The sequence below is a fragment of the Mycoplasma sp. Ms02 genome, from assembly GCF_019720735.1.
Classification (GTDB): Bacteria; Bacillota_I; Bacilli_A; order Mycoplasmatales; family Metamycoplasmataceae; genus Mycoplasmopsis.
In genome coordinates this window covers 178,782-193,892 of sequence record NZ_CP081302.1, presented here as the reverse complement: position 1 = coordinate 193,892, position 15,111 = coordinate 178,782, and the positions used below count along the sequence as shown (strand labels likewise).

General features: G+C 31.4%; 14 protein-coding genes. 11 read left to right on the top strand and 3 right to left on the bottom strand.

The features are described 5' to 3' along the window. The first annotated feature begins 1 nt into the window (after position 1). On the top strand, positions 2 to 502 hold the full coding sequence (locus K4L35_RS00630; protein WP_221617658.1) for a redoxin domain-containing protein: 501 nt from the start codon (positions 2 to 4) through the stop codon (positions 500 to 502). Between the two features lie 42 nt (positions 503 to 544). On the opposite strand, the gene K4L35_RS00625 is transcribed toward K4L35_RS00630, so the two are convergent. The 3 genes from K4L35_RS00625 to argS all read right to left on the bottom strand — a co-directional run bounded on the left by K4L35_RS00625 (position 545) and on the right by argS (position 5,874). After that, the gene (locus K4L35_RS00625) at positions 545 to 2,560 is read right to left on the bottom strand and encodes a S41 family peptidase (RefSeq protein ID WP_221617657.1); all 2,016 of its coding nucleotides are present in this window, start codon (positions 2,558 to 2,560) and stop codon (positions 545 to 547) included. Positions 2,561 to 2,649: 89 nt separating this feature from the next. Continuing rightward, a complete protein-coding gene (locus K4L35_RS00620; protein WP_221617656.1) occupies positions 2,650 to 4,215 on the bottom strand; it encodes an amino acid permease in 1,566 nt (521 codons plus the stop codon). A gap of 3 nt (positions 4,216 to 4,218) precedes the next feature. Then, on the bottom strand, positions 4,219 to 5,874 hold the full coding sequence (argS, locus tag K4L35_RS00615) for an arginine--tRNA ligase (RefSeq protein WP_221617655.1): 1,656 nt from the start codon (positions 5,872 to 5,874) through the stop codon (positions 4,219 to 4,221). Between the two features lie 73 nt (positions 5,875 to 5,947). On the opposite strand from argS, the gene K4L35_RS00610 reads away from it, so the two are divergent. The 10 genes from K4L35_RS00610 (at position 5,948) to K4L35_RS00565 (ending at position 15,083) form a co-directional block, all read left to right on the top strand. Continuing rightward, positions 5,948 to 7,177, top strand: coding sequence for a cysteine--tRNA ligase (locus K4L35_RS00610; RefSeq protein WP_221617654.1), 1,230 nt, complete (start codon positions 5,948 to 5,950; stop codon positions 7,175 to 7,177). A gap of 46 nt (positions 7,178 to 7,223) precedes the next feature. Continuing rightward, a complete protein-coding gene (gene rlmB / locus K4L35_RS00605; RefSeq protein ID WP_221617653.1) occupies positions 7,224 to 7,934 on the top strand; it encodes a 23S rRNA (guanosine(2251)-2'-O)-methyltransferase RlmB in 711 nt (236 codons plus the stop codon). Next, positions 7,924 to 8,490 (top strand): hypothetical protein, encoded by a 567-nt coding sequence (locus K4L35_RS00600; RefSeq protein WP_221617652.1) that lies wholly within the window; start codon positions 7,924 to 7,926, stop codon positions 8,488 to 8,490. The genes rlmB and K4L35_RS00600 overlap by 11 nt, the downstream gene beginning before the upstream one ends. Positions 8,491 to 8,790: 300 nt before the next feature. After that, positions 8,791 to 9,381: a translation initiation factor IF-3 gene (gene infC / locus K4L35_RS00595; protein WP_221617651.1), complete on the top strand. Its 591-nt coding sequence runs from the start codon at positions 8,791 to 8,793 to the stop codon at positions 9,379 to 9,381. A 1-nt stretch (position 9,382) separates the two neighbouring features. Continuing rightward, positions 9,383 to 9,571, top strand: coding sequence for a 50S ribosomal protein L35 (gene rpmI, locus K4L35_RS00590; protein ID WP_221617650.1), 189 nt, complete (start codon positions 9,383 to 9,385; stop codon positions 9,569 to 9,571). 62 nt (positions 9,572 to 9,633) lie between these two features. After that, positions 9,634 to 9,987: a 50S ribosomal protein L20 gene (gene rplT / locus K4L35_RS00585; RefSeq protein WP_221617649.1), complete on the top strand. Its 354-nt coding sequence runs from the start codon at positions 9,634 to 9,636 to the stop codon at positions 9,985 to 9,987. A 166-nt stretch (positions 9,988 to 10,153) separates the two neighbouring features. Beyond that, positions 10,154 to 11,266, top strand: a complete 1,113-nt coding sequence (gene mnmA, locus K4L35_RS00580; RefSeq protein ID WP_221617648.1) for a tRNA 2-thiouridine(34) synthase MnmA — start codon at positions 10,154 to 10,156, stop codon at positions 11,264 to 11,266. 7 nt (positions 11,267 to 11,273) lie between these two features. Continuing rightward, a complete protein-coding gene (gene alaS, locus K4L35_RS00575; RefSeq protein WP_221617647.1) occupies positions 11,274 to 13,892 on the top strand; it encodes an alanine--tRNA ligase in 2,619 nt (872 codons plus the stop codon). Continuing rightward, entirely contained in the window at positions 13,892 to 14,428 is a 537-nt protein-coding gene (ruvX, locus tag K4L35_RS00570) for a Holliday junction resolvase RuvX (RefSeq protein WP_221617646.1), read from the top strand. The genes alaS and ruvX overlap by 1 nt, the downstream gene beginning before the upstream one ends. Before the next feature lies 1 nt (position 14,429). Then, positions 14,430 to 15,083 carry a BC85_0335 family putative methyltransferase gene (locus K4L35_RS00565; RefSeq protein ID WP_221617645.1) on the top strand — a complete coding sequence of 218 codons (654 nt, stop codon included), beginning with the start codon at positions 14,430 to 14,432 and terminating at the stop codon, positions 15,081 to 15,083. Positions 15,084 to 15,111 lie beyond the last annotated feature (28 nt).

Sequence of the window (15,111 nt, the reverse complement as noted above, 5' to 3'; positions counted from 1 at the left end):
TATGAAAACAATTAAATTTAAAGATCTAGAAATCAAAAAATTAGGCAAAGAAATTGAGCTAGGAGATAAAGTTTACTTTAACAAATATCCAACTGTAGGTGATTTTATCGATAATCCAGTTGTATTATCAAAAGATTACACTGTTTTAACAACATACCCCTCAATTGATACGAGTGTTTGTGAAATGCAAATTGCTTATCTTGCTAACTTAAGCAATCAATTTGAAAATGTTGATTTTGTGGCTTTTTCAATGGACTTACCGAGCGCTTTAAAAAACTATGCAGACGGTCATGGATTTGGAAGAATGCAAGCTTTTTCTGACTATAAAACAAAAGAAATGGCAAATTCTTTAGGTTTATTACTTGACGAAGTTTTCTTATTCAATCGTGCCGTTTTAGTCTTAGATAAAGAGCAAAAAGTTATTTATAAAGACATAAACCAAAACTCAGTCGGTGATCAAGTGGACTTTGATGCTATTAAGAACTTTTTAGAAAGTCTATAATAAAAACGTATATCTCTATAAATAAGGGATATACGTTTTTTGTTATTGTGATTGCTTAATTTTATTAGCGATAAATTCGTAATCATAGAATTTGTCATATCCAATTTCGATATCAGGACTAATACCTTCATCAGTATAAACAACTCTTTGATTGTCATCGACCATCACAAGAGCGTTGTTTGAGCTAAGTTGTAACTGTGTTCCATCGCTTAGGACAACAGGAAGGATAGCACTCATTCCTCCTCCTGTTTTTTGTCCAATAATTTTAGCTAGTTTATTTGTTTTTGCAAGTACAGCAAATGAGTTTGCAGCACTGAACGTCGCACGCGATGTTAAGATATAGTAATTAAACTCAGGGTGACCGTCTTTTTCGTTATATTCTCTATCACCATTAGTGTCAATTTGGTAAGTTTCTTTTGTTAGTATTTTATCATTAACGTGATATTCATACTTTATGTATGGTTTATTCGTAATTAAACCAAATGCTCTGTTGAGAGCAAGCACAAGACCACCGTTATTTACCGAAAGATCAATGACAACATTTTTTGTTGCTTTTGCACCTGTCTCTAATTTCGTTTCAGAAACGAAGTAAGATGGTGCCTTACCTGTTCTTATTTCTTCATTCCGTGTTTTAATTCTTCTGATCGAATCTTCCATCACACCATAAGTGTCGATCGCTTCATAGTTTGGATTATTAGGTGCTAATTGTGCAAATTGGTCTACGTTTATAAAAGCAGTTTCTCCTTCAAATCTTAAATTTGGTGTTCCATATTTTAGGTCTTTTCTTGAGCTATATTGTTTTGCCAACTCTTTCCTTTTATCTTCAAGGTTTTTAGATACAGAGTTGAATTCAGAAAGGATTTCGTTAACACTTTCTGGTGTTGCAAAGCCTACAGCTTTTATAATGTCTTGCACTTGAGTATCAGGTTGATTATAGAAGGATGGCATGTGATATACAGAGTGAAGATCGTTTAACTTTTTGAAAATAATATTAACATATGCTTTATTATTGTCGTTTGTATCAGTTGACAATAATAATTTTTTATTTTCTGGACCTATAAAATCGTCAAAATTAGTAATATTTCTTATTTCTTTTAATCCATAAAAGTTTTCGATTATAAATTTAAGCTGGTTATAAACTTCTTGTCTCTGCTCTGTAGTTGCTGTCGCACCATTTAATTTATTTTTTCTTATTTTGGCAGTATTTGGATCATTAGGTTGAGATACGAATTGAATGCCGTAAAGTGATCTTCCTGTAAACGTAATGTTGAAGTAGTTAGGACTACAGAAAATGAGGTTAAATAATCAAAGAGGCATGAAAGTTTTTTGTCATCTATCACCTTCTCTAGGAGCTGCCACGTAAAGGTTTATGTTGTATTTTCCTAAATCTAAAACAGTTTCTTTACTGTCAAGATCTCTTATTTCTTTTGGAAGTTCTCTAAGTCCTGTCATTTGTTCTGTAGTTTCTGTGTTTTCTGGAAAAACAAAAACATTCGAATCTGGTATGTAAATTTTCCTTTGTTCTCAATCGATCCTAAATTTTTTGTGTTCACCCTCTACAGAAGTGTTGAAACCGATTTTGAATTCCGTTGAAGTTTCATTTTCGTTTTCAAAGGCAATACCTTTAGTGTTAAAAAAACCTTTATAACCTGATCCATCGTTTTTACCATTTAAAAACAAAATGGTTTCCATAACGTCAACATACTGAGTTGGGTCATCAGGAAATGTGTAAAGATTCATTGTATTTTTTAAAAACTTATAAGAAGATGCAGTGTTTCTGAAGTTATAAGTTTGCATTTTGTAGTCATTTCGCTCTATTGAACGTTTTATCTCATTTTTTAAATTGTTTTCCGGTCTATTTTCTGTATGTGGCTGAGTATTACTTTCGTTTTGAGGTTGTTCTGGATTGTTATTTGCGTGAGTTGGAATTGTTGCTTTGTTGCTGTTTTGTACATCATTTTTTGCTTCTTTTGATTGACAAGCAATCACAAAAAGTGGCGAAGCTGAAACGCAAGCCAGAACAAACGATAATTTTTTAAGATTTAAGAATTTTTTCATATTTAAAATTTTAAACCAATATTGGTTTTATTTCTAAAAAAATTTATTTATTTAAGAAAATGTAAAAAAATTTTTTAAAAAAACAGAGCTTATTTAGCTCTGCTCAATTTTGTTTTTGTTCAAATAGCAGGTAGTGTTATTGCACTTACCATCGATAAAAGTATTGCAAGTGAAATGTAAATATTTTTGATGTTATCTTTGTATTCTTGCAACAATTGTGAATCGTTACTTATTGCTTTTATACCTGTGTACAAGTAAGTTAAGTCAATTATTGGGATTAAGAAATTTACAAATAAAACAACAAATAAAAAGATTGATACGATATAGCTTAAGATTGTAATTAGCTTTCCGTTAGATCATTTGTTTTTTTGTGAGTTTCTTGCAAAACCAAAAATTGCTAAACCAATGAATCCAAAAATAATAACGCTTACTCAGTTACTTACAAGTTCGTTTAGATTGTATAAACTTGCCATTCCAGTTCCATAACCGATAAAATCATGACCTTCATGGAAGAAAAGCCCACCAATTACATAAAATAGAATCACGGGAGGAATTGCGATTATTAAACTAACCATAACTCCGACTTTATAGCTTCCTGCTTTTATTTTGCTTTTTAAGCGTTTTGAAAATGGTAATTCATCTTTTAAGATTAATTCTTGTAATAGACGAGGTATTCACATTGAAAACCCGTTCATAATTCCAAGAACTCCGATAAAGATTGAAATATTGATAATACCCATTAATCAACTTAAATTTCTTTTAGCTAGAAAGGCACCAAACTCATTGAAATCACCCTTCCCGTTTAATGACATTGAGATTGCAATTACTAAGTGAATTATTGTAACTAAAGTTAAACCAAACAACAATACTTTTGGTGTGTCTTTAGGATTTTCAAGTTCTTCTTCAATTCCTGTTGAAACATAAAACCCATCATAGGCAAAGAATATTCCTGCTCAAGATAAAAATAAACCTAAGCCTGGAATCATTTTGTAAGCAAAAGGCACTTGGTGAGCATCGTTTTTCATTTCAGGTAGTCATTTTAATTCCAATAAACTTTTTTGAACAAAAATGAAGACGAATGCAACAACTACAGAAGCAATAATTGCAAAAATTTTAAAGGTTAATGTTATTCCGTTTTGTATTGTTGCAGCTCTAGAGTTTAAGCCTGATGTCAAGCTGAAATATAAAACAATTCCTATTCCAATTAGCATTCAAATTGCTCAATCGTTGCTTGTCCCAAAGCTCGGACTTGAACCCTCGCCTAAAAATGATTTAATCCCATCTTGCAGAGACATAATCGCATAAAGTGGCATGAAAAAGTAAGTAAGTGCCACATTTATATATACAGCAAAGTTTTTAGACATTTGGTAAGTCATTCAACTATTAAAGTGTTCATTTCAACCTACAAATGATAAATTACCTTTTTTCTTGGAAGTGATTGGTATTAAAGAAAGAGCCATGATAATTATTGCTATTGAAGCAATCAGTCATGAAAGTGCAGAAAGAATTAATGATAAGTTGTTGTATTTTAGAATTACTCCTGATTTAAAGAAAATTCCAGCCCCAATTGAGGAACCTACAACAATCATCATACCCATAAAGAAGCTTATTTTGTTTTTAGGTTTTAAATGGTTATGCTTGTTATACTTATCCATTTATTACATCGCCTCAGGTGCACTTACACCTATTAGTTCTAGTCCTAGATTTAAAACTTCTTTAACTGCTTGAACAATTCTCATCATTTGAGCTTCATAATCGCTGCCAATGATTCTGTTATTTGAATAAAAACTATTAAATAAACTTGCTAAGTTAATTAAATAACTTGTCATTAGTTGAACTTTTCTTGTTTCAACGATCGTTTTAATTAAATCTGGAAACATGTCAATTTGAATCAACAACTCTTTTGCTTTGTCTGGATATACAAAATTTTGATCTAAAACGCTTTCTTGTTGTGCTTTTTGAATTAATGAGCATGCTCTTGAGTGTGCGTATTGAACTGAAAATACAGGGTTTGCTGCATCTCTTTCATTACCTTTGTCTATGTCAAAATCAAATTTTGAATTTGCATCTCTAGTTAACATGTTGAAACGAATTGCATCTTTTGAAGACACTTCTAATAAATCTGCTAAGGTAACGCTCGTGCCTGCTCTTTTTGACATTTTAAATTCAGCACCATCTTTTAGTAATCTTACAAGTTGAACTACTAGAATTTCGATTTTATTTGCATCGTATCCTAAACATTGCATTGCAATTTTTAGTCTTGCAACATATCCTGAGTGATCTGCTCCTCAAATATTAATCAATTGAGCTGATCTTTGCATTTTTTGTTCATGATATGCAATATCGGGCATAAAGTAAGTATTAGAATTGTCAGACTTGATTAAAACACGATCTTTGTCATCGCCAAAATCAGTGGTTCTTAAGAATAAAGCTCCATCTTTTTGATAAGTGTGATCACCTAACTTTTCAATCGCTGGTTCTATTAAGTTATCAGCTTTAATTTTGTACTCACTTGTAAATAAATCAAAGTGAACACCTAAATCTGCAAGGTCTTGACGAATTTTGTCGAGTAGGATTGAAACAGATTCGTTTCTAAATTCAGTTCTTTTTGTTTCAAAATCGTTTAAGTAATACTCACCTTGATTCTTGATTAATTGTTTAGCTAGTCAAACAATGTCTTGACCTTTGTATGAATCTTCTGGCATTTCTTTTTCGATACCAAATTCTTGCAAGTATCTAACATGCGCAGATGCCACTAGGTTGTCAATTTGATTTCCTGCATCGTTAACATAATATTCTGATACTACAGGATATCCGTAGTGTTTTAACATATTAACAAGTGCACTTCCGATCACAGCTCCTCTTGCGTGACCAACGTGTAAAAATCCTGTTGGATTAGCTGAAACGTATTCAACATTGACTACTTCATCAGTATGAATCTGTTTGCTTCCATAGTTTTGTTGACTTTCAAGAACGTTGTCTAAAATAACCTCAAAAGCTTTGCTATTTAGTTTAAAGTTAATAAAACCAGGCTTTGCAACATCTACAATTTCAAATAAATCATTTTGCTCAAGCTTTTCTTTGATTAAGTTCGCAAGATCAAGGGGATTTTTTTGACTGTATTTTTTAGCAACAAAAGCAACGTTTGTTGCGTAATCGTAAACATAGTCTTGTCCTTCCACCTCGATATTAACTTCGTTTAACTTGTAATTAAATTCTGACCAGTTGCTAATGGGGGAAATGACACCTTCTTCAATTAAAGTTCTAATCGTTTGTTCAATAATGTTTTTAATTGTTTTGTTTAAAGTTGTCATATTTTCCTCCGTGTTGTATAAATCTTATAAATTTTACCATTTTATATATTTTTAAATTAGTATAATCATAAATATGAAAAAAATTTACGTTTGTGGACCTACCGTTTATGATCATGTACATATAGGAAATTTACGTCCTATTTTAACTTTTGACCTTGTTTTACGGGCTTATAAGCAATTAGGAATACCTTACAAATTTGTCCATAACATCACTGACATTGATGACAAAATTGTCAACAAAGCAATTGAAACCAATAAGAGCGAAATTGAGATTGCTCAGAAATACGCAAACGCTTATTTAGAGCTTTTAGAGAAGGTTAACGTTAATACAATCACCGATATCGAGTATGTTGTTCCAAATATGCCTGTAATACAGGACTATGTGCAAAAATTGCTTGATTCGAAAAATGCTTACACACTTGAAGATGGTAGTGTTTATTTTGATGTAGCTAAAAATCAAAAGTACTATGGTGATGTTTCGAATCAAAGTTTAGAAAACATGGTTTTTGAAGATACTGAAATAACTAAAAACAATTTGGCTGATTTTGCACTTTGAAAAACAACATCTAAAGGTGTGAAATTTGCTTTTAATTCAAGTCTAGGAAGACCAGGTTGACACACTGAATGTGTGGCTTTAATTCATAAACATTTTGGTTCACAAGGCGTTGACATTCATGGTGGTGGAATGGATTTAGTTTTCCCTCACCATGAAAACGAAAACATACAACACCAAGCCCTTTTTCAATCTCCCTTATCGGCTGACTGAAAGCGTGTAGGTCAATTTAATTTAAATGATGTAAAAATGTCAAAGTCGTTAGGAAATATAATTAAGGCAAAAGATTTCTTAGAACAATATGATCCTAACTTATTGAGAATGATAATTTTCACTTCTGCATATTCAAATCCAATCAACATCACTGAAGATTTAATAAAGTCTAACTTAAAGTTAATCAAAAGAATAAAAATGCTGATTTTTGAATTTGTGCTTAAAGCTGATGACCTAGCTTCTGAATTAGGTAATCAAGAATCACTAGAACACATATATCAAGAGGTTTCTGAATTTGCGTTCTCCAAAGCAATGTTTTCAATTCATGAACTTATAAAACAAATTAATAAAGATAAGAATTTGCAAAACTTGTCAACTTTTAAAAAACTCATATTTGATCTAGGTTTCAAATTTGACCTTGAAGATATGCAAAAATCTAAACAATCATATTTTGACATGAAAGCCTATGCAGCAGCCAAAAACTACGAAAAAGCAGATGAGATTGCTGGAATTTTAAGGGAAAAAAATTACATTTAAAGTGGATAAAATAATCACAAAATAAGGAAAAAAGGAGCATAACAAAATGCAACAATTAATAGTGTGTGGAAAAAACTCTGTTCAAGACGCGATCAAGGACGGTTTGCCGATTTTAAAAATTTGAGTAGCCAATGAACAAAATAAAAACGAACTTCTTAAACACACAAAAGTGAATATAGAAATTAAAAGCAAAAGGGAGTTAGATTTATTAACTAAAGAAAATCATCAAGGTTTTGCAGCATTTATAAAACCTCCTTCTTTCTATGATTTGTCAATTTTAGAAAAAGACCAACCCGATTTAGTATTAATTTTGGATCATATCCAAGACCCTCATAATTTTGGTGCAATAATCAGAAGTGCGAATGCAGCAGGAATAAAGCACATTATTTACCCAAAGGTTAGAGCAGCAGATATCAACGAAACTGTTTTAAAAGTTTCTTCAGGTGGATTTGTTGGTATGAAATTCATCAAAGTAAGTAGTATTTCAGCCACAATAACTAAATTACAAAAAATGTATTACTGAGTTTATGCTTCAGCCTTAGATCATAAAGCTCAAGAAATGACGCAAGTGTCTTATTCACCTAAAAGTGCAATCATCGTCGGAAATGAAGGGTCGGGAGTCTCGAAAAGCACATTATCGATGGTTGATCAAACAGTTTACATTAAACAATTTGGAACAGTGCAATCTTTAAATGTATCTGTAGCGACAGGGATTTTGCTGTTTGATGCAGTTAATAAATTAAGGAATGAACAATAATTTTTCAAGAACTTTGATATCAGAAAGTTTAGCCAAGTTCTTAAAAACTAAAAGTGAATTAATAACTGAAAAGAAATTATTTTTACTTTTACGTTATAAAGCAGAACCGTTAATAAAAGCAAAGATAAAACAATTTTTAGAGCTGTCTTATAGTTATAAAAATGATTTTGATTTAATTCTCAACACCATTCTTTGTGAGCTTTTTGAAGAAGTTTTAAAGAACTCTGAAAAGAATTTGGATTGGAATCACTTTTGCACTGGCAAAGTGATTTGAAAGTGTAAATCACTGAGAAATAAGTATAAAAATAAGCAAAACCAATTTGAAGTTAACTGCATAAAGAACTTTGAAATGGATAAAAATTTTGCAAAAAGTAATTACAAAAATGAATCTTGACAAAACCAACTAAAAACCGATTTTATTAATTCGTTAACAAAGAATGAAAAAGACTTTATTATGATGTCTAAAAACAACAGCGAAAAACTCAGCTTTTACTCAAAATATAAAGTCAATCAAATAAAAAAATCAATTCAAGATAAATTTATACAGTGTTTTTAGATCTAAAAGCTTTGTAAAAAAGGACAAAAAATCTTTTTTTCTAATATTAAAAAACTCGATTTAAAATGTCAAAACTTTTTTGAAAGTGCTAAAATTAATAAGCAATATTTGTTTAATTGCAGAAAGTAGAATCACTTCTCACCTGATTGCGCATAGCTTTGGGTTTAGCTACAATTAAATGTATTCCTTATTGATTTTTTCTTTTTAAGTTAAAAAGGATTACTTTTTATAGTAGAGAAGTGGGCAACCACTTTTTATTATTTTATTACTAAGGAGAATATCATTCAACCAAACAGAAAAATGAAAAAGCCTAGTGCAGAGCACTATGTTAATGAGGCAATTCCGTTCAAACAAGTCTTTTTAATCGGTCACGACGGTGAAAAGATCGGTGTTAAATACACAAAAGAAGCCGTTGAACTAGCAAAGAACTTAAAAATGGATTTAGTTTTAATCCAAGTTGAACCGAAACCTATAGCTAGAATTCTGGATTATGGAAAGTTTAAATACGACCGTAAAAAGAAACAAAAAGAAGTTAAAGAAAAACAATCAAATGTACAAAACCGTGAAGTTCGTTTAACACCAATGATTGGTGAAAACGATCTTATGACCAAAAGTCGTAAGGCAAGAGAGTTTTTATTAAAAGGTGACCGTATTAAGGTTTCTCTAAAACTTAGAGGACGTGAAATCGGGAGACAAGATTTAGCATTAGCAACACTAAACAAGTTCTTTGGAACATTAGAAGACATTGCTGAAATCACAAAAGAACCTAAATTAGTTAACGATCGTTTCTTAGATATGAACCTCCAACCGAATAAACAAAAAATAGCAAAATATTTAAAAGAAAAATCTAGCGAAAATGGTGAAAACCAAAACGCTAAAGAAGGAGAATAGCATGCCAAAAATGAAAACAAAAAGTGCGTTAAAAAAACGTATTAAAATTACTGGTACTGGTAAAGTTCTTAGAGAACAAGCATATCGTTCACACTTAGCACAAAACAAAACAACAAAACAAAAACGTCAATCTCGTAAATCTGCTCTAATGTCTAAATCAGACATCAAAAGATTTAAAGCATTATTTTAATTTTTGAGATTATAAATTTATCAACGTTTAAAAAAATACACAAATTGAAAGGATAATTTAAAATGGCAAGAGTTAAAGGTGGAACAGTTACAAGAGCAAGACGTAAAAAATGAATAAAATTAGCTAAAGGTTACTTTGGACACAAATCAATCGGTTACAAAGTTGCTAAACAAGCAGTTGTTAAATCATGAACATACGCTTTCAGAGACCGTAAACAAGTTAAGAGAGATTTCAGAAAACTATGAATCGCTCGTATCAATGCAGCTGTTAGAGCTGAAGGTCTAAGTTACTCAAGATTTGTTAATGGACTTAAAAAAGCAAACATTACAATTAACCGTAAAATGCTTTCAGAATTAGCTATTAACGAACCAAAAACATTCTCAATGTTAGTTCAATTAGCAAAAGATGCAAAATAGAACGAAATAAGCAGGGAAAACCTGCTTTTTATTTATTTTATTATTAGCAAAATCCATGTTAAAGTGCTAAAATATAAATAAAACAAATCAAGAAAATGCTTGATTTACTTTAACCTCGCAAATTTTAAAATGTTAAAATATTATATATTTTAACCAAGGAGCCAATATGAAACGTGTTGTCATAGGAATGAGTGGTGGAGTCGACTCTTCAGTAGCAGCTTATTTACTTAAAAAACAAGGCTATGAAGTAGTCGGTCTTTTCATGCGAAACTGAGATAGTATGCTCAATAACGACATTAAAGGGAACAACTTTTTAGACGACGATCACTGTCCTCAAGAAGTGGATTATCAAGATGCTAAAAAAGTTGCAGAACAATTAGATATACCACTGCATCGTGTCGATTTTGTTAAAGAGTACTGAGATAATGTTTTTCAAAACTTTATTGACGAATATGCAAAAGGTAGAACACCTAATCCTGATATTTTATGTAATAAATACATCAAATTTAACGCTTTCGCAAAACATGCTTTTGACGAATTAAAAGCTGACTACATCGCCATGGGACATTATGCTAAGGTTGAAAACGGACACCTTTATCGTGCTAAAGATCAAAACAAGGATCAAACATACTTTCTAGCTCAACTAACACACGCCCAACTTGAACGTGTTATCATGCCTCTTGCCGATTTAGAAAAATCACAAATCCGTGAAATTGCAGCAGAATTAGGTCTAGTTACAGCTACAAAGAAAGATTCAACAGGAATTTGTTTCATTGGAGAGCGTAACTTTGGTGAGTTCTTGCAAAACTATATTCCAGCTCAAGAAGGTGATATTGTTGATATTACAACTAAACAAAAAGTTGGTCGTCACGTTGGTTCTTTCTATTACACCATTGGACAAAGAAAAGGTTTAAATTTAGGTGGAATGAAAGAACCCTACTATGTTTGTGGTCGTGATGTAAAACAAAACATTCTTTATGTTGCCCCTTCTTCACAACCTGAATGATTAGAATCAAACTCACTAATCGCAAGTAGTTTTAACTTAAACAACACAGATTACAATCCAAGCAACTTAAGTGCAAAATTCAGATACCGTCAAGCAGATATCGCAGTTAGAATTGAAATTTTAGCAGACAACATGGTTAAAGTATTTTATGACGAAAAATCGCAAGCCGTTACACCAGGACAACAAATTGTCTTTTATGACGGTGATAAATGTATCGGTGGTGCAATCATCGAAGAGATTTTCATTGACAACAAGAAAATAGATTACGTATAGGAGAATTATGACTTCAAAAGAAATTAGAGAAAGTTGATTAAAGTTTTTTGAATCAAAACAACACTTAATTGTTGAAACAAAAAGCTTAGTACCACAAAACGACCCTTCACTTTTATGAATTAACAGTGGTGTTGCAACTTTAAAGGACTTTTTTTCAGGTAAAAAAACACCACCTGCTAAAAGATTGACAAACTCACAAAAAGCGATTCGTACAAATGACATCGAAAATGTAGGTGTTACAGCTCGTCACCATACATTTTTTGAAATGCTTGGTAACTTTTCAATCGGTGACTACTTTAAAAAAGAAGCAATCGCTTTTGCTGCTGAATACTTATTAGACGTTTTAAAAATTGAAAAAGACAAACTTTACTTTACATACTATCATGAAGATTTAGAAACAAAAGAACTTTGAATGTCACACGGTTTTGAAGAATCACACATGATTCCTGGTGATGAATCAACTAACTTTTGAGAAGTAGGATCAGGTCCTTGTGGTCCAAACACAGAAATTTTCTATGACCGTGGATCAAAATATGACCAAAGAGGAATCGAGCTTTTACAAAACGATATTGAAAATGATCGTTACATCGAAATTTGAAACATTGTCTTTTCTACCTATAATTCAGATGGAGAAGGAAATTACACTGAGTTAGTGCAAAAAAATATCGATACTGGAGCAGGTCTTGAAAGAATTGTTTCAATGCTTCAAGACGCACCAACAAACTTCGATACTGACTTATTTATGCCAATCATTTCTGAAATCGAAAAATACACAGATTTTAGATATGACGGCTCAAACTATTTCAAAAAAGATCCATCACAAGAAGCAATCAACTCTAAATTCAAAGTTATCGCTGATCACATGCGTGCAGTTGCTAATGCCGTGGCTGATGGAGCTCAACCTTCAAACGTTGGACGTGGTTACATTTTAAGACGTTTAATCCGTCGTTCAGCTTATACAGCAATGAGCTTACAAGTAAAACAACCAATTTTCTTATACAAATTAGTTGAAGTTATCAAATCAACTTTACCTTTTGAATACGATGTTAAAGTAGTACAAGATATAATCAAAGCTGAGGAAGAAACATTTGCCAAAACAGTTGATAAAGGTCGTGAATTACTAGAAGAATACATTACACCTGATTTAAAACAATTCCCAGGTGATGTTGCTTTTAAACTTTCAGAAACATACGGATTTCCAATTGAACTAACAACAGAGATTCTTGCTGAAAAGAATTTAAGTGTTAATTTAGACGAGTTTAATTCTGCAAAAGAAGAGCACGCTAACAGATCACGTGGAAAACAAGTTTCAGGTATGGATAAAGTAATCAACTCTTTATCACTATTAACAAGCAAGATTGATCATTTTGTTGGGTATGACACACTTGAAAACACAACACAAATCCTAGAAATGTTTGATCGTGAAAACCGTATTGAAAGTGCAACTAATGAAGAATATTCATACTTAGTTTTAAAAGAAACACCATTTTATGCAACAAATGGTGGTCAAAAGCATGACCGTGGATACATTCTTCAAAATGACCAAAGAATTGAAATTATTGATGTTTTCAAAGATAAACACGGAAACCATATTCATAAAGTTCTTGGAAACGTTTCTAAAGATCAAGAAGTATCGTGTCACGTTGATGCAACAATTCGTTTAGGACTAGAAAGAAACCACTCAGGGACACACTTAATGTTCTGTGCCTTAAGAAAAGTTCTAGGTCCACAAATTGTTCAACTCGGATCGGATAACAACGAAGAAAGATTGACATTTGACTTACCAGCAGATACAAAACCTACTGATGAACAAATTCGTGCAATCGAAAACGAAGTTAGATCTTACATTAAACGAGACGTAAAACGTGAATACCTACAAATGACAACTGATGAGGCAAAAGCGATCAACGCAATTATGACTCTTGATGAAGCAGAATACATGAATCCAAAAAATGTTCGTATCGTTAGATTCGACGGAATTACAGCTGATTTATGTGGTGGAACTCACTTGTCAAACTCGGGTAAACTAGAAAACTTCAAAATTACAAATGTTGAAAAGAAAGCTGCTGGTGTATACAGAATTAGGGCTATTTCATCAAATACAATTGTTGAAGCTTACTTAAAAGAAGTTCAAGAACAACTTCTAGAGGAACTAAACAAAAACATCGAAAAGAACCAAAAAATCGATGCAAACTACAAATTGGATTACGAATTAAATTCTGATCTTGAGCTAGCAAACGACAAACTAAAAGATTTAATTGAAAAAACACACGACGACGGAAGAGTTTTACTTAAAAAAGCACAAGAAGCTTCAGCAAATAACTATGATGTAATTGTTGACCAAGTAATCAATGATCAAAATGTGCTTTTAGTTAAAGTTGATTCAGCACAAGCTGTTAAAACAGTTGTTGCAAACTTAAGAGAAGAAAATGCACAAAATGTAGTAATCTGTTTCGATCAAGCATCTGGAATGGTTGCTGTTGCTTCTAAATTTGCCGATTCAAACGCAATTGCACAAAAAATCTTTGGACTACTTGAAGGTCGTGGTGGTGGAAATAAAATTCTATCAATGGGTAAAGTAGCTCACATCTCACAAATCTTTGATATTTTAGACAAGGTTTTATAATGTCAAGAGTTTTAGGTCTTGATTTAGGGACTAGAACTTGTGGTTTTGCAATTTCTGACTCAGATTTAATCATTGCTTCAGGATTAGAAAACTTTCGTTTTTTTGAAAAAAACTTTCAAGATGTTTATCAAAAAACACTTGATTATCTCCAAGAATATAAAAATATTACTTCAATTGTAATCGGTCATCCTTTAAGAATGAACGGCACAAAAAGCCAAAGAACAGTTATGGTTGAAGAATTTAAGCAAAATCTAGAAAACTTTTTAAGTTCAAATGGTTTTGAACTGGAATACCATTTTTATAACGAGCAACTTTCAACAAAAAGAGCTGAATCAGTTTTAATTTCTGCTAATTTAACACGTCAAAAACGCAAAGAATTTAAAGATAAACTAGCTGCTGTTATCATTCTTCAAGATTACCTAGATGACTATAGAGAAGCCACAAAACAAAAACAGGAACTTGAAGTTGATTGATCAAATACTGACTTTGAAGATATTGATTTATCAAATGTACTAGCTGATTTTAAAGAGGTTTAATATGATAAAAACAATTTTATTAATTTCAGTTTTCGTAGTTTTAATTGTTGGTTTTAGCGTTTACTTCACTTTGATGTATTTAAGTCGTAGACTTCGTAAAAAGTACACACAAGAAGAAGAAAAACGTTTATACCAAGAACTACGTAAAGTTCGTGATGATATTGGGATTCTACCTTTTGAACTCAAAGATGCATTTAATTCAAAAATCGAGGATTTAGATGTTGAGTTCTTAATCAACACTATCTATATTAACGATTACAAACATAATTTAGCCAACTCATTTAACGATAACTACTTGCTTGCAGCCTTGCAAGAAAAAACTAAACAAGCTTTTTACTACCAAGAAAAAGAGTTTAATACACAAAAGTGAAATGAAATTTATTCACAAAATAAAGAACTAATCAATTTCACACCTATTTCACACACCAACCAAAATCTCGATTGTGTCATCTTTCACGATACAGATTTATCAAATAAAGAAATTTTTGAAGCATATTATCCACTTTTAAATCAAAACGGAATGATTATTATTAATCAAAAATATCAAAAAAATAATGAACTAAAAAATCTGATGAATTTCTTGAAAGAAAAAGAGATTAAAAACCAAATAACTTTTGCAAAAAGTAAGTTTTTGTTAATTTCTAAAACTAATTAATTTATAATTTAATAACATTTAAACATAG